The following is a 21,478-nucleotide window of genomic DNA, read 5'->3' as shown; positions in this document are numbered from 1 at the left end:
TTCGCCTATTAAAGCGGTACGAGAGTTGGGTTCAGAACGTCGTGAGACAGTTCGGTCCCTATCTGTTGTGGGCGGAGGAGAGTTGAGAGGGGCTTTCACTAGTACGAGAGGACTGTGAAGGACGGACCTCTAGTGTGCCGGTTGTCGCGCCAGCGGCAGTGCCGGGTAGCTATGTCCGGTGGCGATAATCGCTGAAAGCATCTAAGCGAGAAGCGTGCCTCAAGATAAGCTCTCCCGGGGCGCAAGCCCCCTAAAGACCACTCGTAGACGACGAGTTTGATAGGCTGGGTGTGGAAGGCGTGTAAGCGCTGTAGCTAACCAGTACTAATCGGTCGTGCGGTTTAACATCCTTTGCTCCTGATAGACATGGTCTTCCGATTCGCTTGGTTCGCCAAGCGAACCGGAAATTCCAATATTCAAATATTGAAATTCCAAACTCCAATTTTTGGATTTGGCACTTCTGATTTGGAATTTGGTGTTTGAGATGTGCGCTTCGCGCTGTTCCCGGTGGCCATACCGGAGGGGCCCCACCCGTTCCCATACCGAACACGGAAGTTAAGCCCTCCAAGGCCGATGCTACTGCTGTCGCGAGGCAGTGGGAAAGTAGGACGCTGCCGGGTTACAAAAGGAGCCCGATGATCGAAAGGTCATCGGGCTCTTCTCTTTTTGTCCTCCGGCAGAGAAACCTACTGTGCTAGGCCTACTGGAGGCAAAGTACCTATCCGCCGCGATTTGATCGAACGCGGCGGAAGGAGCAAGCTCGGTTTGGACCTCTGCCGGGTTACAAACAGAAAGCCTGCTGGTGAACGCCAGCAGGCTTTCTTATTTTGTGTCCGGCGTAGCGTTTAGCTGAAAGGTAGCGCTTTGAATAGTGGCGAGTGATTCGCTGTTTGCGGCAAGAGGCAGAGTTAGTGTATATACGATTACGTGTTCGAGTGGGACGTCCAGAAAGCCATTGCGAATTATGAGAAGCACGGGGTCTCATTTGAAGAAGCCGCCACTGTATTCGCTGATCCAGACGGCTTGGATGGCGAAGATAGCGACCATTCACAACACGAACAGCGTCGCCAACGCATTGCACTGTCCATAGTAGGGCGTATCCTCTTTGTCGTCTACACCCTGAGGAGGACGGATCATGAGCAAAAGGAAACTATCCGGATCATCAGTGCGCGGCAAGCGAGCCGCAAGGAGCGGAAGGCATATTCCGGACTCAGAGATTGATTTTTCAGACATCCCTGAGCTGTCGGATGAACAACTGAAGCGAATGCGTCGGATCGGACGACCCGCCACGGGGATGGCGAAACAATTGATTGCGATCCGCCTGTCCCCGCGGCTCTTGGCTACGCTGAGAGAGATGGCTGCAAAGCGGCGGAAGCCATACCAGACTCTGATTCATGAGCTGTTGGAGAAGGCTGCTTCCCAGGCGGCTTAAAGCGGTGGCAAGACCGGAGGGGCCTCACTGTTGTAAGGAGGCTGTCATGTATTGGGATGTGGTAGGAGTCAAACCCTTGGAGAACTTGGGGCTGGTTGTGCGGTTTGCCGATGGACTGACGGGCGAAGTCCGTTTTGCTCCTGAACATCTCACCGGAGTGTTTGAACCGCTGAAGAATCCAGCTTTCTTCAAACAAGTGTACCTTGATCATGGCGCAGTTGCATGGCCTGGGCAGATTGATTTAGCACCAGATGCCATGTACCAGGAAATCAAAGAAAAAGGTGTAGCAATGCTGGCTTAATGGGTCTCCAACAGAGAGGAGATGTCAGGAAGAGATGACACTTGGATGTACAGAAGACATGCGACGAGAACAGACAGAGCGTCGATTCGTGCTGTGCGTGAAGAACGACGATTGTGATGATCTGGAGAAGCGCAAGGTGTATCGCGTGCTCGTGGACCCCAAAGCGGAAAAAGACGGATACCTGCGCGTGATCGATGAATCGGGTGACGACTATCTCTATCCCGCGTCCTATTTTGCCAGGCTGGAATTGCCCCACGAGGCAGAACAAGCCATCGCTGCTACCGGATAGCCCTCGAATCGAGATGGGTCGCGCCTGCCCGGTTCACAACATCTCGAATTGCGATTGTATCGATTGCAGAAGGACTGTAAGTATTCGCCAGGCGGCTGCGGATGGGTGCATCGAGCTCGCCTCCGCAGTCTTAGTAGATGCGCTGGAATCATACATTGAACAGGTGTTGAATGCACTTGGCCATCCGGAGGCCTTGGTGACGGATCTCAGTACGATCGGGGATTTTGGCTTAGATGATGACGAGCGCTCCGCCGCAAGTGCCGTGTTAGGGACCGACTTGTCAGACGGGACTATATCTATGAAGTTGCAAAACGACTTCGTGATCGAGCGTAGGAGCAAGAGGAGGCATCGTTATGCGAGCAGGACTCCCAGGCCGCAGACGCGACCATCCGCAAATGGTTTTCCTCCCGGTTTATGGACACGAATTTGATGCCCCAACGCGCGACAAAATTCTCACCGAGATCGATCAACTGGCGTCTCAGCAAACCATGGTCCTGACGCCATTTTCTTCTTCAGCGAGGATTGATACGAATCAGAGTTCCTCGTAGACTTACTACCCAGTGGGCCGCATAGGTTTCCACGCCACCTTGCCCGCGTAGTCAGTAGCGAACATAAATAGTTCGACCCATCGGACGAGGGAATACCGCAAAGCGCGAGAGGTGAAATGGGATACATCTTCGAATGGGACCCAATGAAAGGGGAAGCGAATGCTCGTAAACATGGCGTGACCTTTGATGAAGCCACAACCGTCTTTGGTGATCCGCTTAATCTTTTGATGGCAGATCCTGACCACTCACTTGATGAAGAACGGTTTGTGTTGCTTGGGATGTCCAATCGACGGAAGCTCTAGTGGTGGCGTTTGTCGAGCCCCACCCCGGACCCGTCTCATTTCTGCGCGACCAGCCACTCGACACGAGCGGAGGCGATATGAAGAAGAACGGTAGGCAAAAACGGCGCACGGGTGACCGTGACACGATGCGCCCTGAGTACGACTTTTCTCGAGCTGTGCGCGGGGTGACGGCGGCACGATATGCGCAGGGTGCGAACGTCGTAGTCATTGATCCAGACATTCTTGACGTGTTTCCAACCAGCGAGTCTGTAAACGAGGCGCTCCGGGCTCTCGCACCGGTTCTTCGACAGAACCGTCGGGCTGCGGTGCGTCGGCGAAGCGCCTAACATCGCCGTTACCGAGCCGACCATCCGCAAATGGTTTTCCTCCCGGTCTATGGACATGAATTTGATGCCCCAACGCGCGACGGATTCTGGCCGCGTCGAACAAGCGGTGCCCCCGGATTGTTCCTTCAGTCACAACTGCAATGGCATTTAGCGAAGTGGATCTCAAGCGATCGAGCAGACGGTCGGTGTCTTTTGTGGCAAGCGCAGCCCGGGACATCTCAAAGACAAGCTGCGCCTCGCGTATGCGGTGAAGGGCCATGAGGTCGTCATTGTCGAGCAGCAACCTCGGTGGGATAATCAGACTGAGTGGACCGAATCCCCGGTGGCCAAGCTCAAGCTCATCCGATCAGCAAACAAATGGCGGCTGTATTGGATGCAGGCCGATATGAAATGGCACGAATATCCGGGGCTCTCATCGAGCAATCGCCTCGATGTCTTGGTTCTAGAGATCGATGCCGATCCCCTGGCCTGTTTCTTCGGCTGAGCGCGACAAGCTATTCAGCCCCCTGGTTTTGGCAATGTTGGATTACAAAATGCGACCTCATTATTTGGTTGACGCACATAATAAGGTCAGACCTTCATGGCACTACCTTAAGCCGCAAGGTGCTGGAATTTCGATGCAGTCTGGCGACTGAGAGCCACTCGTTGTGTGAAGAGAGAGCTCCACCAGCCCTGGTTATACAAGGAGGATCAGCCATGTGTGAAGATCGCAAAAAAACGTCTGCGGCAGGCGGTCGCACGGTTCAAGCAGGATTTTGCCGACCGGTCTACACGGGCGCTTGATGATCTGCTCTCACACGATATGGTCTGTACCATGGTGGACGAGGAAGTCGGTGCGTATCGTGAACGAATCTCCCCACCGCTGACTACGCTCGGGCTCTTTATCGGCCAAGCGTTGAGCGCCGATGGTGCCGGCCAAGATGCGGTAGCCCGACATCTTTCCGAGCGCACGGCGCAGGGTGACTCTCCATGCAGCGTCAGCAGTGGTCCCGACTGCAAGGCTCGGCAGCGGTTGCCGCTGTCGCTGATGGAGCGCCTTGCCAGCTCGGTGGGCAAGCAACTGGAAGTGCTGAGCCGCCAGTCATGGAAGTGGCGAGGACGCTCGGTCACGTTGCTCGATGGTACGACCATTTCCATGCCTGACACTGAGGCCCATCAGGCCGCGTATCCGCAAAGTGGCGAACAACAGCCTGGACTTGGCTTCCCACTGGCGATGCGGGTGGCGCGTATTTCGCTATCCACCGGGGCGGTGTTGCGCTGGGCGAGCGGTCCCTCTCGAGGGAAAGGCAGCGGGGAGCACGCACGGTTTCGTTCCCTGATCCCGCATCTGAGCCTGGGAGATATTATCCTCGTCGATCGCGATCCTTGTACTTATTTTACCGTCGCCATGCTCTCCTCGCCCGGCGTGGATATTCTCACTCGTCAGCATCACCGTCGTGTCACCGATTTTCGCCAAGGCCACCATCTGGGACATCGTGACCAGTTCGTCACGTGGCACCGTCCTCAGCGGCCAGACTGGATGGATCACCAGACATATGCCCATATGCCGAAGCAACTGACCGTACGTCAAATCGAGGTAGTGGGCCGTGTCCTGGTCACCACGCTGACCGATGCGCGGAGCGTCAGCCCACTTGAAGTGGATTCGTTGTACCGTCAGCGCTGGCACGTGGAAGTTGATCTGCGTTCGATCAAGGCGGGGATGGGGATGGATATCTTGCGGGCCAAATCACCCACCATGATCGACAAGGAGATGGCCGTGTACCTGCTGGCCTACAACCGCGTGCGTGGCCTCATGGTGCGCGCGGCTGCAGGGGTGGACGGGATCGCACGGGCCTTGAGCTTCAAGGCAACGCTGCAACTGTTCTTGGCGTTTCAACCTCAGCGGCACAGGGCTGTGGGGAAACGCGCGGACAGTATACGGACGCAGCTCCTCGATGCAGTGAGCACGATGACCCTGCTGATTCGACCAGAACGTATCGAGCCGCGAGCCACACAGCGAAGGCCGAAAAATCATGCCTTGCTGACAGTGCCTCGATATAGGGCTCGAAGAAGCAGACAAAGGGGTCGGGAGTGATTGTTTGTTGAAACTCCGCCGCTGGCAGCGTGACGCTTCTCAGGCCGCGGGTTGCACTTTCACTTTGAGACGTACCTCAGCTCCCAAGCGAGCTAGGAGATCGATCAGTGCGTCCGTGCTGAATAGGTCGATTCGTCCGCGAAGGAGATCACTGACGCGGGGCTGCGTCACGCCGAGAACCTTGGCCGCAACCTTTTGCGTAAGTCGACGGGACGAGATGAGCTTCTGCACCTGAATCATGAGATCCGCGCGGACTAGGGAAGGTCTGATTTATTCTCCTCGCGAGATGTGCTACGGATAGCGCAGCACTGAACGGGAGGCGCATCCGATGCAACAGCAGACATTTGCCGAGGTCACGTTTGAACCGTATCGCAAGCCCACTCGCCGCGAGCAGTTCCTGGATGAAATGAACCGTGTCGTGCCGTGGGCGGACCTGGTGGCGGCCATTGAGCCGGTCTATCCCAAGGCCGAAGGCCCCGGGCGGCCACCGGTGGGCGTCGAGCGCATGCTGCGCCTCCATTGTCTGCAACAGTGGTTCAACCTGTCGGATCCGGCCGTGGAAGAGGCGCTGGACGACTCACGGGCGATGCGGCAGTTCGTGGGCATTGATCTGGGCCGCGAGCCCGTGCCCGATGAAACGACGATCTGCAAGTTTCGGCATCTCTTGGAAGCCCACCAACTGGGCGAGCGGCTCTTTGCACGGATCGGCGCGTATCTGGCAACCCACGGCATAAAAGTCAGTCGCGGGACCATCGTGGATGCCACCATCATCAGTGCGCCCAGTTCAACCAAGAATCGCCAGAAGGCGCGGGATCCGGAGATGCATCAGACGAAGAAGGGCAATCAGTGGTACTTCGGCATGAAAGCGCATATCGGTGTGGACAGCCAGACCAAGCTGATTCATTCAGTGGCCGCGACTGCCGCGAATGTGCATGACAGCCAGGGGTTACCGAAGTTGCTGCATGGACAGGAGACGCGGGTGGGGGGCGATGCCGCGTATAGCGGGCAGCGCGACGTGATTCGACACCACGCCCCCAGGGCTAAGAGCTTTGTGCAGACTAAAGCGCATCGCCATCGGCCCCTGAGTGAGACCGAGCGGGCCCGGAACCGCACGAAGTCGAAGGTGCGGGCGAAAGTCGAACATGCGTTCTTGGTGATCAAGCAGATCTTCGGGTGGGCCAACGTCCGCTACCGGGGGTTGGCGAAGAACACCCACTGGCTGTTCATCAGTTGCGGCTTGGCGAATCTCTATGTGACGCGCCGGCAGCTGCTGGCGGAAGCCTCGTGAGCCCGTGTGCGAACGGAGTCATGGGCAGCCTGACAGAGCGGGCGAGCCCCGAGAAAGACGATCCCGGACCAGCGGATTCCCACCTGATGGCCAGTAGTGATTCCCCCAGGGACAGATTGCTTCGTGCAACTGTGAATTAATCAGACGTTCCCTAGCAGATGCTCGGCTTCTGCGCGGGGAAAGCCGATGTCTCGGAAGACATTGCCACTGGATTTTGTCATCTTGAGCTTCGGGGGAGAAATCGGGGACATTCTACTTTTCTAAGCGTGACTCAGGTAAGGCAGAAACTGGTGTCAAGAATCATTTGTGCAAGGCCAGCGCGAGCAGGTGACATGTTAGAGCATAGAGGACGCCTCGGATGATGTAATCAGCCCAGGTCTAGTTAGTCCAGCGCAGACGTGCGCGCTCGTGATCTATCAATAAGCGCGGCAGTCCGAAAAATCTGGCAGGAACCATTTCCATTGGTTTCCATGTGGGACACTCCGTTGGATCAAACAAACGGGTTACGAATCCGAACGGACCCATAGAGCCGATCGTGCTGAAAATCCTCCGACACAATCTCCTCCAGCCCATAGTGGTCGGCGTAGGCCCAGAGATGAGCATCAAACCAGGACAGGTGATACGCGGCCGCCCCACGGAGCGCGCTTCGCAACACGCCTTCAGTCGGATACAAAATGGGGAACTGCGCCAATAAATCCTCGGCTTCTCGACAAGCCTCCACGCTGGTCAGTAGGGACAGGCCTCCCGACAACGGACGAGTAACGGCGGCAACAAACTCCATGATGGCCTGATGAGGAAGGCAAAGACGTTCGGTCTGGATACCCTCCCGCAAAAGGGCGGTCGCACGCCGCTGCTTATCCGGGAATCGGTGGTCGAACCGATACACCAGGATGTTGGTATCAACGAGAACGGCCACGAGAATACAAATCCGAGCGGGTCCACCCTCGGGCGGGAGGGCGAGTAGGGACACGAGTCGCCCGATCGCGCCCGCGTTGTCGAGCGGTAGCCTGATCGAACAACCGAAGCCGATCGACCTTCGAAAACCTGGCTTGGGGGGCATGGGGAGGCACGAGTCGGATGACGTCTCCAGAAGGGACCCATTCCAACTCATCCCCCGGCGCGATACGGTACTGGTCGGCCACCGCCTTGGGGATGGTGACCTGAAGCTTACTGGTGACCTTTGCCATGACCACAGCCTAAAACAAGGACACGTCCTTGTCAAGAACAAGGAGACAGTAGGCTGCATGGTAGAGGATAGAACCGCTAATATAACGGCAGTGTCAGGATGCAGCGGAATAAAAGTGGGAACTGATTCCTGACACCATTTCAGAGCCATCCGATGCATCAGAGTCTCGCCCAACCCTGTGGCTCATCGCTGGGTCTTCTGGCGCGCCGCAATGCGTGAATCTGACGAAGCCCAGCCGACATCGAACGGATGGCCGGGCTGTCGATGACCAAGCTCCTATCCGAGTGGTTCTAAGGGGAAAAACGCAGGGTTGAGCCATTCGTGGTAGGAGCTCTGAGGGTAAGTGAGGTCCGTCGTATTGTTCACCGAAATGATTGGTGGAGATGCCCAATCGCGACGGACAACGCATGGTCGAGAGCGGCGCGCATTGCTGGTTGCAATTCGTAGTCGCTGGCGTAATCGCTCCACTCACCGGATTGAGGAGTCGCCATGGCAGTGACGATGTCGTGGTACAGCACTTCGCCGCTCGCCACTGAGATAATCTTACTCGATACCACAAACGGCGGCATCCTCCCGTAAAAGCGCGCGAGCATCCGCTCCCTCATGGTGGGTCCTTCGATCCGGAAGAGCACCAAGCTATCTGCACCAAGCCACTTGCCGATTCGCACCACACTGTCATCTTCGACGCGTCCAGAGAGCTGCCATCGCTGCTCATTCGTCAATTGGTCGATGTCGCGCCGTTCGACGATCTTGATCCACGACCGCTGTTTTTTGAGCTGAAATGTCGCTTGCTCGAGCCTGCTGTACCCGTACGTCATCTCTTGCTCGGACGTGCGAGGATACCAGACGGCTAAGCGCCGGATATCTTGCGGCACCCGTTCAGTCACCATGACCGTATCGATCGGAGTTTGATCGATAACTGCACGAGGCGTAGGACGACATCCTGTTTGTGACAAAAGATTGATCACCGCGACGGTGGCAGCGAGGGATACCAACCGCTGTGTGCGAGGTCCGGGAGGCATGGAATCAGAGTATGAAAGAAAGAGGAGAAGGAAGCTATGCTACGAATAGGGGAAGATGGCTACTAAGGAATGGAAAGACGTGAGCTAATTTCCCACCGACACAAGAATGAGTTCGCAGCGATTGATGGTCAGCCACCTGGTAGACATCCCGGCTTCCGACCGACATGTGGTCAAGCCTTGGTTCACCGGCAACCTCGATTTCGCCCCATCCCTTGCTGATCTCACTGAATAGGGGATCTCTCTGGTCGGAGGTAGACTCATTGACCTGAACGGTCGGGCGGTTGCCGGATTGGTGTACAAACGGCAGGGCCATGTCATCAATGTCTTCCTCTGGCCATCTGCCGCCGCAGTAGAGACAAGGCCGCTGGCTCACCAGAGCTACCATCTGATTTGTTGGACCCAGTCCGGCATGACCTATTGGGCCATATCCGATTTGAACAGCCGCGAGCTACAGGAATTCGTGCAGCTCCTGCAAAATCCGCCCGTACGCTAACAACTGGTCATCCCTGTTCTTTCGGCCAGTAGTCGCGCTGACCGTCCACGCCGAAAACTCTGCACATCACACCTTTACGGCCCGAATATATTGCGTGGGAATGTTCGATGAGCGTGAAAGATCTCTGATTGTCTCTGCGCTATCGACCCGAAACCCGGATCGGCACAATAATTCCCGAAGCTGCTTTTCAGTCATTACATTCCGACCAAATCCCTTCGGAGGTTTGACGCGATAGCCAACAACTCCCTGATAGATGACTCGGATCACGCTGCGGATCATGTCTAAGCCGTTCAGCGCTTGCGGGTCTAGATTCGCTATGATGAGTGTGCCGTCATGCCGTAAGATGCGGCGCATCTCGGCGACCGTACGATCAGGCTCGGTGAAGTGGATGACGAGACTGATGAAGGTTGTGTCAAACGTGCCTTCTTGCAACGACGTGTGCTGACAATCCTCGATTTGGAACGTCACGTTTGCCGCCTTCACATATTGCTTCGCAAGCTCAAGCATGACCGGAGAAATATCGGTCGCTAAGAGGGTGTCGGCTTTGTTTGCAAGCACCTCGGTGTAGAAGCCCGTACCACAGCCGAACTCTACCAAGCGTCCCAGATGTTCCTCGCGGGCGACTCGCTCACGAACCATCGACCGCGTCTTCCCTCCGATCTGCAAATCAACAACGCCATCGTACCTTTCCGCGATATTCGACCAGAACTCGGCTTGTTTGCTCACCATTCCTCCAATACCTCCTCATCGCAGCATTGCATGTTGTGGCTCAACGTAGAAGCTCAGCGACGCGTTTCCGCGACGTCCGCTGGAACGCCTTGTTCAGCACTTTCATTTCGACGGTAGAAATTCAAGTTTGAGCGAACATTCCTTCCTTGCTTTTGCCCCACCGAAGAAGTGTTTGTGCATGCTCGTTGTGTCCTCTGTGTTCAAATGCGTTCAAACTGAAATGCTTGACACTTACCGAAACAGGCCGGTGGCCAAGCAGCGCACCGCTGTGCCCGAACCGATCGTCAGCTCGGGACCCTGGTCCGCCGGACGGTACGTCACGCTGCTCTCCCCCTTATCACCTAGATAGCGGGCATCTGGATACGACATCTGCGACTCCTTTTCCGGCCTGCTCGCCGAGCGCAAGCTCCTCCGTCAGCTCCTGAACTTGGCTTGCACGAACCGTGTACGTCGTCGGGTTTAGCGTTGTGGTCTGACGAGATACCGAGTACGATGCGGCCGCGCCGCTCCATCTTGTGACAGGATTCGGATCTCCTCTATCACCCAATCGCAACTGGAACACTTCCAGGCTGAAATCGCCAAGACCCCACTGTCGTCCAGAACAGTTCTGCGACCGTCTTTCACCATGATTCCATGACAGCACTCGCATCGCATGGGAGCCTCATGTTGATTCTTGCTCAACGTCGCGGGCATCGTTTCTCACGCAGCCATTACGCCACCATCCACAGACAAGATGCTCCCGGTTGTCCAGCGTGACTCATCGGACGCGAAATAGACTGTCGCTTCAGCAACCTCCTCCGGCTGCCCGAGCCGGCCTATTGGATGTAGCCCTTCGAACCAGGCTTTGGCCTGAGGATCTTTCAACATGTCTGCGACGGGTGGGGTAATCACCCCGGCCGGGCAGATGCAGTTGCACCGGATGTTCTCCTTCGCGTAGTGCACCGCTACTGTCTTGGTGAGCATGATGACTCCCGCCTTGGCAGCTTGATAGGCATGAGATTCAAAGCCACGGATGGCCTTGAGCCCGCCGACTGTGGAGATATTCAGGATGGAGCCGCCGCCCTGCTGCAGCATCCGAGGAATCGCTGCACGAATGAATCGAAACGTTCCCTTCATGAATACATCAAAGGTCTCATCCCAAATCTGATCAGTAGTCTCATGGAGCCGGGCAGCATGGAACAAGTTGCCCGCGTTATTGACCAGGATGTCGAGACGGCCGAAAGCGCGGACAGTAGCTGCCACTGCTTCCTGTACGTCGTGTTCGTTGGTCACACTACCCCGGAGCGCCAAAGCCTGTCCGCCGTTCCGCTCAATATCTCCGACGACGCGCTCCAATTCGTCCTTCCGTCGGCCGGTAATCGCGACCTTCGCGCCTTCCCGAGCAAAAATCTTTGCAATCGCCTCGCCGATGCCCGTCCCTCCACCTGTCACAATCGCTATCTTGTGTTCGAGTCTCATGGGATTGACCTCCTAAAATATTGTCTGAATGAGCGTTCTCTTGTCATGAACAGGTCGTCATTACGCAATGAGGAGACGTTTGCCATCGGTTTCGTTTTGATCATGGCATTCCAATGACGGTCGACCAGAAGCAACTGAAGTCCTACTCTGCTGAAGTATGGGAAAAGGAGCTTCCGACTGAGTCTTCTCGAAGCGGCTGCTCGTCGATTCAGTAGAGGATAATCGATTCATGGCGACAGGGCTCGTCCGAGCATGTCGCCACTCGATCAACCACAGCACTGAGAGAAGCAGGAAGCCGGTTATGCCCAAGACAAATGTCCAGAAACCCAAATAGAGCGCCCAGAGCAGAGTGCCCACATCCGTCTGCCCGAACACTTGATGCGCGAGCAACTCCAACCCGAGACTGATGAGGAGCAGTCCACCGACGATGCCGGCAGGCCATCCGATATGTTGTATCCTTTGATCTCCTCGAATCTTGGTGCTCATGAGCTCACCGGTTCGGTGATTATTGGACGGGCTTCCGGTTAGTGAACCATTCTCTTGATATGCCTATTTGGATGATGAAAGATACTAGCCAAGCCCCTTGGCGAACCCTCGACGCCAGGTCTGATACGTTGGTTCCCATCCCAACTCACGTTTCGCCTTTGCGTTTGATCCACCACGGATCTGCGTCATCATCGACACCGCCCTCGCCGATGGCTAGTCTGCCGAGCCAAACCGGCACTCGAAAGGGCGGTTTCGCACCGACGGCGTCGGCAAGCGCAGGAAGCGACGTTGTGATAGGAGCCGGCTCGTTGTCCACCACGTTGTAGATCCCTGGACTACCGCTCGAAATGGCGGCGACCGTCGCGCGCGCTGCATCGTAAATGTGGATGAATGACCAGATACCGGCCCCGTTGCCGACGATCGGCATCATTCGCTTGCGGACGAGTCTGATAACTGGTCCATTTTTCGCAATCCCGGTGCCTGGTCCGTAGAAGAGTCCGTAGCGCAAGGCGAACGCCTGAAGGTCCACGGCCTTTCCGACCGTATCTTCCAGGTACCGGATCGCTGCCAAGGTCTTGACGAAGCTCGTAGGCGGGTTCGGATCAAGCGGGTCCTGTTCGGTCTTGACCGGTCCACCTTCACGCGCGAAGGGCCATCCGCAGAAGCTCTGTGCGATAAACCGGCGCGCTCCCACCAGACGCGCTGTTTCAAGCAAGGTGTCCGTGACTTCGGTACGGAAGCGATTGGTCAGCACAAACTCCTCGTCAAGCTTCTTAAAGTTGCCGACATGGGGGAGGGCCGTTAGCTGATGAATGATTACTTCCGGCTCGGCCTTCCTGATGGCCGCCGTTAACTCCACCTTATTGAGCGCGTCGGCCACGGCGACCTTTGCCCCCACGGTCAGGAGCGCTTGAGCCTTCCGGTCGTTACGAACGAGCGCGACCACCTCATGCCCATCCTCAACCAGTTTCGGCACAAGGATCCTCCCGATGGCTCCAGTACTGCCCGCGACAAATACCTTCATGGCATTGAATCCTCATCATCTACAACGCATCTCAACGCAGAGTGCAGCGCATCAATCCTGGCTACACTCGTGAATAGCTCGTGTCGATCATGCGTCCCTCCACGATTCACCGGATGGTGATTATTCTTTCTGCAGGTGCGCCTGCGCAATGGTTTTCCCAACGTCAGAGACCCCTCTCGTATCCTCTGTTCACCAACAAGCAAGCCACTCAATCGTTGAGAGCGCCCTATAAACCTTGTCGGGATTAGCATGGATTCCCACCCGATGAATTATTTCAGCCATGTCACTTCTCCTTTACTGTGACCCGGCCGGCTCATTTAGTTGCACGATAGGTTGATTGATCTCACCGCCATAGACAATCAGCTTGAATGGGTTGAATTCCTGGTACTTCTCCATAAGTTTGAGATAGGCCGATCGACGGGACTCGTTCAATCGAGGACTGTCGGGTAACTTTGTCTGTGCCCATCGGAGGTAGTTTGCGGCCAGCTCATGCCTGCCGTCCTTCATCATGCGTTCGGCCGCGGCGGCAAGCTGTGAGTCGGAGAGCCCGAAGTAGTCCACCAGTGCCGCGCCATGGTCCGCGTCCGTCAGCATGTCCAATCCTCGCAAGCCGTTTTGCCAATAGCCGCTGTACTGCTGGAATAGACGATTGATCATGTTTTCTCGGATCACAAGATAGGCGAGGTGTACATCCGATCCACTGTTCGCAAGTGTGGGTGGGATCAAGTTGGCCTGTTGGATCACGCCACGTTCCGTACCGGCCTTCATGGCACGCAACACTTCATCACGCAACCACGTCAGTTGAATGCGTAAGTCGTCCAACATGGCCGTGGATGAGAATAGTCGCGTCAGTGGCTCATGCCCGTGTAACAGATATCGAGGCTTCAGCAGGTTGACCTGGTTGATCGCCTCGACGAGACCGTCGACGCTTCCTTCTGGGACGAACGGGGCCCCCAGATACGGCATGAGAATGTCACCCACGAAAAGCACGCCCTCGTCCGGCATGTACACGAGTAAAGCATCGGTGGTCTCCCCACCGCTGGTCGGTGTCAAACGAAAGTGAGTCTCGCCGATCACCACATCACGTGGGCCATCGATCAGGACATCGGGTTTGTAGGTGAGCACGTCATTGAGTTGGAATTTCTCGCCGAAGAAACGCTGCAGCATCGTAGGATCGCCTAACGCGTCATACGAGAGCTCTTCTTGATAGTTGCTTCGACCATAGAAGCGCACAGCTGGATTGAGGCTGCGGAAATACCGATGCCCGCCCACGTGGTCCCAGTGTGCGTGAGTGACGAAGACCGTGGTCAGAGGAGGGAGTGATGGAACTTGGTTTCGTAGCGCTTCATAGGCTGCACGCGCGGTGTCGGGACGTGTTCCGGCATCAATGGCGATCAATTCCTGTCGATCCATCGAGACCACAAAGTAGTATTCCGTGAACTCGAAGCCGGACAGGCAATACACTGTGCCGGGAATGACTTCTCGTATGGAACGTGACATGAACGTGTGGCCATTGGACGGATCTTCGGCGAAGGGGGTGGTGAACACCGGACCATTGTACTCAGCGCTGACACCACTCAGGGTTTGGTACCGTTCCGCCTCTGTGTTGTCGCCGCGTTGGCGAGCCAATGCGGCCAATTGCGCATAGACCTCGCGCAACCAGTTTCGGTGCGGGGCGGCGTCCATGTGTTCTACACACCAGAGCAGGTCGGCCAGTGCGGTATCGCGCTCACCAAAGAAGTCGGGAATCCTCGCCCTGACCACGCCGGACATCCATCGCGCGATGAACAACTCGCTCTTAGTGAGTCGCTTCGCTTCGTCAAGCAGAGCCAGTGTGTCGCGCACCCAGCCGAATCGTTTGAATAGAAAGACATCGTGAGCATGACCGGCGCGAAGGAAGGCTATTGCTACAAGGTATTGAGCCTTTTGGTTATCGGTCAGCCTGGAGGCAAAGCGATTCAAGACGTCTTCAAAATATGCGATGCCTTCGACATGGCGTCCGGTATTGGCGAACTGCTGCATCAAAAGGAACAGTAATTGAGGATCGGAAGGTGGCCGCCATTGATTGACCTGTTTCAAATAGGCCAGTTCGGGATGGACGGTATCAGCCGGTAGGTGCGATTGGGCACCCGATGAGGGAGCGCGAACGATGGCGACGGAGCCTAAAACTAAGGTGCCCAGAAGGGCTAATATCACAATGGAGCGGTTCATGGGACTCTCCTTTTTGTCCTAGACATAGCACCCTCTAGAACTCGCGATCACAATTGAGGAGCGCGCCTATTTAAAATAGTCGAGGATTGAGTGAGTCTCCCTCCCGTTGTCACTTAGTTTGATCAAGCGGCAACCGTTTGGTCTTCAGGCCTTCCAATGAGCTCGCTGTGCTCAACCAGGACGGCGTGCTAGGCCTCGATCCCGCCGGCGAGCGTTTTGCGATGCTCTTAAGGCATGGCAATGATCGTTCCAAGGAACAAGCATTGAGGTTGCGTACCTCTAAGTGCAGAACAAATATGTGAGTCCGGATGAATTAGAGGGAAGCAGTTGAAAGGAGCGAGCCGCTTGTGACGAGAGACACCTGTCGATATCTCGGCATTTGCCGAAAGGTCAGCATCAGCGAGGGCGGGCAATCCCGAGCTTCTGCATCTTGGATTGGAGGGTGGTCCGTTTCATGCCGAGCTTTGCTGCGGCACCTGTCGTCCCACCGATGATCCAGCTCGACTCGCGCAGGGTCCTGAGAATATGCTCGCGCTCGGCCTGTTCGAGGGTGATCGCCGCGGAATTCTCCACGTGGCTCGGCGTCGGCTTCAATTCAGCCAGCGATATGTAGAGATCCGATCCATGCGTCAGGATGACGGCGCGCTCGACGAAGTTTTCCAGTTCACGTACGTTGCCCGGCCAGGAATAATTCTGGAGCGCCTTCATGGCCTCGGATGGAATCGTCTCAACGTGTTTCTTCATCCGTTGGGCGAATTTCTGCGCGAAGTGTCGGACCAACAACGGAATGTCATCCCGACGCTCCCGAAGCGGCGGAACGGTGACCGGGAAGACCTTGAGCCGGTAGTAGAGATCGCTGCGAAACTTCTGTTCTTCTACCATTTGGGCGAGGTCGCGATTCGTGGCCGCGACGACCCGCACATTCGTGCGAATGGTGCGAGTGCCACCCAGCCGTTCGAATTCCTGCTCCTGAAGCACCCGGAGAAGCTTGACCTGAAGTTCTAGGGGAATTTCTCCAACCTCGTCGAGGAAAAGCGTTCCCCGGTCGGCCAATTCAAACCGGCCGACCTTGGTCGCAATCGCACCGGTAAAGGCCCCTTTTTCGTGCCCGAATAATTCGCTTTCGAGTAGGCCGGTCGGGATCGCGGCGCAATTCAGTTTCACGAACGTGCGTTCTCGCCGGGTGCTCAGATTGTGGAGCGCGCGGGCGACGAGCTCTTTCCCGCAGCCTGTTTCACCAAGAATCAGGACGGTGGAATCCGTGGAGGCGACCGTTTGGACTTGTTTGAGAACCTGCTTGAGGGCACGGCTCTCGCCGACAATTTCCTCAAAGTTGTAATCCGTCTGAATTTCTTCTTCAAGGTACAGTTTTTCTTCCGTTAACTTGTCCTTCAACTGGGCGATTTGTTTATACGCCAAGGCGTTCTCGACTGCGATGGAGACTTGCTGAGCGACCTGGCTGAGCAACTCGACGTCCTCCGATGTAAAGCCGTCATCCCTTCGTCGCCCCACGTTCAATGCCCCGAGCGTGCGTTTGTGCGCAAGGAGCGGCAGGGAGCAGAACGATTTCACCCCGCGATCAAGCAGGTCTTGCGCGCAAGGTGAAGAGGTCGCCATTTCTTTCAGGTCCTGTTCCCTAAATAACGCGGCTTTACCAGTGTTAATGGCGAGGCAGGACGGGGATTCCGGACTCTCCTCAATGGTTCCTTCCTCGACGAAACTTTCATTCTTCTGAAAATCCAACACATGGATACGCCATTCGCCGGTCTCCTCGTCGCAAAGCAGCAGGCTGGACCCGTCGTGCTGAATCACTTTTCTCAAGCAGGTACTGACGGCCACGAAGAGGGCGTCGAGGTCCAGATGTGCGACCACGGCATTGTTCACTTCCAACAGCAGCCGTTGCCGGTCGCGTTCATGCTCCAACTGCTGCTGAGAGGACAGAGCACTTTCCTCGTGCAGCACATTGTCTACGGCGACGGCTACCTGGTTTGCCACTTGCTGCATAAAGGTGATCTCGGGTTCTTGGTAGGCTTTCTTCTGCAAGCTTCCAAATCCCATGGCGCCTAGACGCCGCTGTGCCGTCGTGAGCGGTACCACACAAAAGGACTGGACGCCGTTCTCTCGGAACATTGCCATTAACTTCGGGAAACGGTGCTCTTGCGCGATGTCGTCCACCGTTAGCGGCTGTTGGGTTTTCCACACCAATCCGCCGGGAGATTCGTCGACAGGAATCTCGATTCCGGGGCTGATCGAGCTCGGTATCGAGGTCACCAGAAGCCAGAGGCGCATAAGATCGCGCGCGGATTCGTGCAAGACAGCGTTGATAAAATCGAAGGGAACGACCTGAGGGAGCCGCTGCGCGAGATCGTGGAAGAGTTCTCCCAGGTCGCGATGTGACGCAATGGATTTCGTCACTTCCAGGAGAAGTCGCAACCGGTCGCGTTCGTGGGCCAATTGCTGCTGGGACGTCTGTGCTTCTTGATAATTTAAGACATCGTCAACTGCCACCGCGACCAGTTTGGCCACCTGGTTCAAGAATTCAAGTTCTGAGTCCCCGAAGGCGTGCGGGGTCATACTTCCGAATCCGATCACTCCTAATCTGCGTACCGCCGTCGTCAGCGGCAGAAAACAGCCGGATTGTACGTTCAGTTCTCGCAAGAACGCGACGACTTTGGGGAAACGGGTTTCTTCCTCTAGACATGGCATCACCAGATGCTGCTGGTTTCTGAGTACCCAGGCTGAGGCGGATTCCTCCACCGGCAGCTCAAGGCCGTCCTGGACCGGCTCAGGCTGGTTAGTTTCGAGAATGTGACTTCTCATCACATTACGCAACGGGTCGTGCAAAATGAGTCCAATATATTCGAATGATACGACGCGAGGTAGTCGTTGAGCCAGGTCGCGAAAGAGTTCTTTCAGGTCACGATGCACGGAAATCGCTTCCGCCACCTCAAGCAAGGTGCGATAGCGTTCTTCCATCGTTTCGCATGGTGATACAGATGATGCACCCATGGTTATCTAGTATGGCGTATTGACTGGGACGGCTCAAGGGGGTGGTCCGACGTCACTCTTCACCCCCTCGCCATCGCGCCGACGATTAACAATGGTTCTGCCCTTGCCACGAGTGCCTCGGGGAGGGGAGTATCCGGTAGTTCATCTGATCGGTCTTGTTCACATGCGGAAAAACGGATGAATGGTCGTCGCTGTTTCGTCACGTGGTTGCGGATGGTTCCTCGCAACATCGGGTAGCTGGCTTCAAGCGTATCGAGGACCGTCCGTTGCGGCACCGGACCATCGATATCCAACCTGACCTTGCTGTCCACTCGGGTGAGCGTGCGCAAGTGCGCCGGCAGTACGACCCGAATCATCTCGTCCCTCGTCCTTCGTAACGCTTTAATGCGGTATTGTCTTCCGACTCAGCACTCAGTCCTCAGCACGCAGCACTCCTTATGGGAGTGTCTGCACCTCTACGGAAAGCACCGCCGGCAAGTCCCTCACGATCGGCTCCCAACTGTCGCCGCCATCGGCCGAGCCATAGACCTGTCCGCCAGTCGTGCCGAAATAGATACCGCAGGGATCGATCTCATCGACGGCCATTGCATCGCGTAAGACATTGACGTAGCAATCCTGTTGCGGCAGGCCCTTGGTGAGTGCTTCCCAGTCGTTTCCGCCCGTCTTGCTCCGGTATACACGTAACTTCCCTTCCGGCGGATAATGTTCGGAGTCGCTCTTGATCGGCACGACATAGACCGTGTCGGGCTCGTGAGCATGGACGGCGATGGGAAACCCGAAATCGCTCGGCAGGTCGCCGCTGATTTCCTGCCACGACTCGCCGGCGTCGTCGCTCCGCAGCACATCCCAGTGTTTTTGCATGAACAGGACCTGTGGTCGCTCAGGATGGATCGCGATGCAGTGTACACAGTGACCGACCTCAGCATCCGGATCGGGCAGCTCGTACTTCGACCGTAGGCCTTTGTTGGTGGGCCGCCACGTCTGCCCCGCGTCGTCGCTACGAAAGACGCCTGCGGCCGAGATCGCGACGAACATGCGGTCCGGCTGTCCTGTATTCAGCAAGATGGTGTGCAGACACATGCCGCCGGCACCCGGTTGCCAGAGCTGCCCCTTGGTGCTGCGCAGCCCGGCCAGTTCCAGCCAGGTCTTGCCGCCGTCCGTGGACTTGAAGAGCGCCGCGTCCTCCACACCGGCGTACAGGGTGTCGGGATCAGTCATGGACGGTTCAAGGTGCCAGACCCGTTTGAATTCCCAAGGACGCTGCGTGCCGTCGTACCATTGGTGCGTCGTGAGCGGTTGACCGGTTTCCGTAGAGCCGTCGTAGAGAAACATATTGCTTGCGCCTTTTGGCGCGCCATCCGATCCCATGAGGTCCTCTGGTTTGGTGCCTGGTGGGTTCCAGGTCTTGCCGCCGTCGTCCGACCGCTGGATCACCTGGCCGAACCAACTGCTGGTTTGGGAGGCATAGATGCGATCCGGATCGGCCGGCGAGGCGTTCAGGTGGTACAGCTCCCATCCGCCGAAGTGAGGGCCTTGCACCTCCCATCGTTTGCGCGTGCCGTCCGATGTCAGAATGAACGCCCCCTTTTTGGTGCCGACCAGCAGTCGTACGCTGCTCATGGTGTGATCCCTTTCTCGTGATGACCGGTTTTCGGCGGTCAGCCGTCAGCCGCTTCGTCAAGTTGTCGTCCGATTACGGTTTCCTGCTGTAGATGATCTCCAGAAATTTCGTTTCTTTTTGCTTTCCGTGGGCACCGTACATCTCGAACGTAGGGTTGTTGGCGTCGGCAATTTTCCAGACCGCACGATGCGTCATCTTGCCGCCGCCCGGCTCAGGATGTGAGCCTCGCAGCGTAATGGTCTTACCGTCGGGGCTCGCCGTGCCTTCCATGAAGAAAATGCCGGTCCCCATGGTATCGATCCAGGCGGTCACGTATTTCTTGGTCAGATTATCGTACCCATCGATCCCGATCCCAGAGAAGGGCTGCCCCATCATTTGGGCGTTGTACTCTTGATAGAGAAATCGCCCATCGAGCAACATTTTCATCTCCGCCGTGCCGGTGGATTCCGTCGGAGGTTTGCCCGGCTCCATCCACTCCTTGGTCTGGGTCGTCCAACTGCCGGCCAATGTCGCGAACAGCTTGTGCGGCTCACCGGGCTGCGCCAATTGCTTCCAGATCTCCATCATCTGCTGTGGGTCCATCGCTCTTTCATGCTTCTTCTCTTTGGCGAAAACCGGCCAGCCGGTCAGCATGATGCACAATGTGGTCACTGCCAAGGGTTTCAACTGCATGGTGGCCTCCTGTTGATGTGATCTCAGTTATCGATTGTGATGATAAACAATTATGCAACCTTTGTCTTGTCGTCGAACAGGCCGATCATCCAGGCCACGCCAAAACGATCCGTGAGCATACCGAATCGAGGGGACCAAAATGTTTCGCTGAGCGGCATATCCACCTTGCCTCCGTCGGCCAACGCTGTGAAGCATTTGTCGGCCTCCGCGACCGTACCGACGGATAGAGAGAGCGAAAACCCGTGAAAGCCCAACGGTTCCTGGCTACAACCGTCCGAAGCCATCACCTGCGTATCACCGATGCGAACATTGGCATGCATCACTTTGTCGCTCCAGCTTTTCGGAGTCATGTCGGTGGGGGAGCCTTCAGGACTATCCTTGAAGCGCATCAGCGTGGTGACTTCGGCGCCGACCGCCTGAGTATAGAAATGGAGCGCCTCCTCCGCCCGTCCGTTGAAAAACAGATAAGGTTGAATGTGCATGATGTTCTCCTCTCTTATGTTGTGAATGCGTCTCTTTTCCCGTCAGATTGATTCTGGACACAAGCGGTTTTCTGGGGCACGCACAGGCGCGCCCTTCGAACTTGGTTGAAGCCCTTCGCCCGCGAGCATCACGCCCGCGTTCACCAATCCTTCGTTGTATTCGCCCATCTCCGTCAACAACTGCGCGTTCTGTATCACCCCGGCTTCCGACTCCTTCGTAGCTTTGACAATGATCATGAATCGCATTGCAGCGCCTCTTGTTTAGGGGTGTAGCCTTGAAAAAGGTCTCTCTATCCATTAGTCGAATCAGTGGGCCTCAAATCGACAGCGATTCACAAATTGCTTGTCTGCTTTGGCGGCGGCCTCAAGCAGGCGCAGCACTTGGCCCTTTGAGATTGGGGCTCGACACCGCCGAAGATGCGGATCTCTTTGACCTCGACCGAACTGGAGTATCCACCAGGAACGTCCGCCAGGGCCGGCCTGGTAGTATGTTCGTGACGCGCTCGTAGATGTGCGATTTCAGCT

The 21,478-nt window shown here is 56.3% G+C and carries 24 protein-coding genes and 2 rRNA genes (1 of these 26 only partly in view); 10 read left to right on the top strand and 16 right to left on the bottom strand.

All coding sequences use genetic code 11. From position 1 onward, the window contains the following. The 9 genes from P0120_04355 to P0120_04315 all read left to right on the top strand — a co-directional run. Positions 1–349: ribosomal RNA gene (locus P0120_04355) — 23S ribosomal RNA — on the top strand; it begins 2,658 nt to the left of the window's first position. A gap of 154 nt (positions 350–503) precedes the next feature. Then, a 5S ribosomal RNA gene (gene rrf / locus P0120_04350) occupies positions 504–620 on the top strand. Between the two features lie 515 nt (positions 621–1,135). Beyond that, entirely contained in the window at positions 1,136–1,432 is a 297-nt protein-coding gene (locus P0120_04345; GenBank protein MDF0673563.1) for a BrnA antitoxin family protein, read from the top strand. 46 nt (positions 1,433–1,478) lie between these two features. Next, positions 1,479–1,733 (top strand): DUF2442 domain-containing protein, encoded by a 255-nt coding sequence (locus P0120_04340; GenBank protein MDF0673562.1) that lies wholly within the window; start codon positions 1,479–1,481, stop codon positions 1,731–1,733. Positions 1,734–1,791: 58 nt separating this feature from the next. Continuing rightward, entirely contained in the window at positions 1,792–2,022 is a 231-nt protein-coding gene (locus tag P0120_04335) for a hypothetical protein (protein MDF0673561.1), read from the top strand. A gap of 664 nt (positions 2,023–2,686) precedes the next feature. Then, positions 2,687–2,872: a BrnT family toxin gene (locus P0120_04330; GenBank protein MDF0673560.1), complete on the top strand. Its 186-nt coding sequence runs from the start codon at positions 2,687–2,689 to the stop codon at positions 2,870–2,872. Between the two features lie 77 nt (positions 2,873–2,949). After that, positions 2,950–3,198, top strand: coding sequence for a hypothetical protein (locus P0120_04325; GenBank protein MDF0673559.1), 249 nt, complete (start codon positions 2,950–2,952; stop codon positions 3,196–3,198). A 247-nt stretch (positions 3,199–3,445) separates the two neighbouring features. Beyond that, complete coding sequence (locus P0120_04320) at positions 3,446–3,682, top strand: DUF3024 domain-containing protein (GenBank protein MDF0673558.1); 237 nt, start codon at positions 3,446–3,448, stop codon at positions 3,680–3,682. A gap of 216 nt (positions 3,683–3,898) precedes the next feature. Next, the gene (locus tag P0120_04315) at positions 3,899–5,272 is read left to right on the top strand and encodes an IS4 family transposase (GenBank protein ID MDF0673557.1); all 1,374 of its coding nucleotides are present in this window, start codon (positions 3,899–3,901) and stop codon (positions 5,270–5,272) included. A 39-nt stretch (positions 5,273–5,311) separates the two neighbouring features. On the opposite strand, the gene P0120_04310 is transcribed toward P0120_04315, so the two are convergent. Continuing rightward, a complete protein-coding gene (locus P0120_04310; protein ID MDF0673556.1) occupies positions 5,312–5,542 on the bottom strand; it encodes an XRE family transcriptional regulator in 231 nt (76 codons plus the stop codon). Positions 5,543–5,600: 58 nt separating this feature from the next. On the opposite strand from P0120_04310, the gene P0120_04305 reads away from it, so the two are divergent. After that, the gene (locus tag P0120_04305) at positions 5,601–6,560 is read left to right on the top strand and encodes an IS5 family transposase (GenBank protein MDF0673555.1); all 960 of its coding nucleotides are present in this window, start codon (positions 5,601–5,603) and stop codon (positions 6,558–6,560) included. Between the two features lie 490 nt (positions 6,561–7,050). On the opposite strand, the gene P0120_04300 is transcribed toward P0120_04305, so the two are convergent. From P0120_04300 to P0120_04230, 15 genes are all read right to left on the bottom strand, one after another. After that, positions 7,051–7,476 carry a PIN domain-containing protein gene (locus tag P0120_04300; protein MDF0673554.1) on the bottom strand — a complete coding sequence of 142 codons (426 nt, stop codon included), beginning with the start codon at positions 7,474–7,476 and terminating at the stop codon, positions 7,051–7,053. Further along, positions 7,460–7,747 carry an AbrB/MazE/SpoVT family DNA-binding domain-containing protein gene (locus tag P0120_04295; GenBank protein MDF0673553.1) on the bottom strand — a complete coding sequence of 96 codons (288 nt, stop codon included), beginning with the start codon at positions 7,745–7,747 and terminating at the stop codon, positions 7,460–7,462. Before P0120_04295 ends, P0120_04300 begins: the two co-directional genes overlap by 17 nt. 361 nt (positions 7,748–8,108) lie before the next feature. Further along, positions 8,109–8,636: a hypothetical protein gene (locus P0120_04290; protein MDF0673552.1), complete on the bottom strand. Its 528-nt coding sequence runs from the start codon at positions 8,634–8,636 to the stop codon at positions 8,109–8,111. Between the two features lie 691 nt (positions 8,637–9,327). Beyond that, positions 9,328–9,990 (bottom strand): class I SAM-dependent methyltransferase, encoded by a 663-nt coding sequence (locus P0120_04285; GenBank protein MDF0673551.1) that lies wholly within the window; start codon positions 9,988–9,990, stop codon positions 9,328–9,330. A 231-nt stretch (positions 9,991–10,221) separates the two neighbouring features. Continuing rightward, positions 10,222–10,359 carry a hypothetical protein gene (locus tag P0120_04280; protein MDF0673550.1) on the bottom strand — a complete coding sequence of 46 codons (138 nt, stop codon included), beginning with the start codon at positions 10,357–10,359 and terminating at the stop codon, positions 10,222–10,224. A gap of 330 nt (positions 10,360–10,689) precedes the next feature. Beyond that, on the bottom strand, positions 10,690–11,448 hold the full coding sequence (locus tag P0120_04275; GenBank protein MDF0673549.1) for an SDR family oxidoreductase: 759 nt from the start codon (positions 11,446–11,448) through the stop codon (positions 10,690–10,692). A 60-nt stretch (positions 11,449–11,508) separates the two neighbouring features. Next, positions 11,509–11,934 (bottom strand): hypothetical protein, encoded by a 426-nt coding sequence (locus P0120_04270; GenBank protein ID MDF0673548.1) that lies wholly within the window; start codon positions 11,932–11,934, stop codon positions 11,509–11,511. Between the two features lie 145 nt (positions 11,935–12,079). Beyond that, the gene (locus tag P0120_04265; protein MDF0673547.1) at positions 12,080–12,958 is read right to left on the bottom strand and encodes an NAD-dependent epimerase/dehydratase family protein; all 879 of its coding nucleotides are present in this window, start codon (positions 12,956–12,958) and stop codon (positions 12,080–12,082) included. Between the two features lie 294 nt (positions 12,959–13,252). Continuing rightward, a complete protein-coding gene (locus P0120_04260) occupies positions 13,253–15,169 on the bottom strand; it encodes an MBL fold metallo-hydrolase (GenBank protein MDF0673546.1) in 1,917 nt (638 codons plus the stop codon). Between the two features lie 396 nt (positions 15,170–15,565). Continuing rightward, a complete protein-coding gene (locus P0120_04255; protein ID MDF0673545.1) occupies positions 15,566–18,145 on the bottom strand; it encodes a sigma 54-interacting transcriptional regulator in 2,580 nt (859 codons plus the stop codon). 92 nt (positions 18,146–18,237) lie between these two features. Next, a complete protein-coding gene (locus P0120_04250; protein MDF0673544.1) occupies positions 18,238–18,534 on the bottom strand; it encodes a MoaD/ThiS family protein in 297 nt (98 codons plus the stop codon). A 79-nt stretch (positions 18,535–18,613) separates the two neighbouring features. Continuing rightward, entirely contained in the window at positions 18,614–19,798 is a 1,185-nt protein-coding gene (locus P0120_04245) for an exo-alpha-sialidase (protein MDF0673543.1), read from the bottom strand. Between the two features lie 73 nt (positions 19,799–19,871). After that, a complete protein-coding gene (locus P0120_04240) occupies positions 19,872–20,471 on the bottom strand; it encodes a DUF1579 domain-containing protein (GenBank protein ID MDF0673542.1) in 600 nt (199 codons plus the stop codon). A 50-nt stretch (positions 20,472–20,521) separates the two neighbouring features. Beyond that, positions 20,522–20,953, bottom strand: a complete 432-nt coding sequence (locus P0120_04235) for a VOC family protein (protein MDF0673541.1) — start codon at positions 20,951–20,953, stop codon at positions 20,522–20,524. Positions 20,954–20,995: 42 nt separating this feature from the next. Continuing rightward, positions 20,996–21,199 (bottom strand): YciI family protein, encoded by a 204-nt coding sequence (locus P0120_04230; GenBank protein ID MDF0673540.1) that lies wholly within the window; start codon positions 21,197–21,199, stop codon positions 20,996–20,998. Positions 21,200–21,478: the final 279 nt, after the last annotated feature.

The organism is Nitrospira sp. (genome assembly GCA_029194675.1).
Classification (GTDB): domain Bacteria; phylum Nitrospirota; class Nitrospiria; order Nitrospirales; family Nitrospiraceae; genus Nitrospira_D.
Note: the sequence above shows the minus strand (reverse complement) of the source record. Positions and strands in the feature narration are given on the sequence as shown.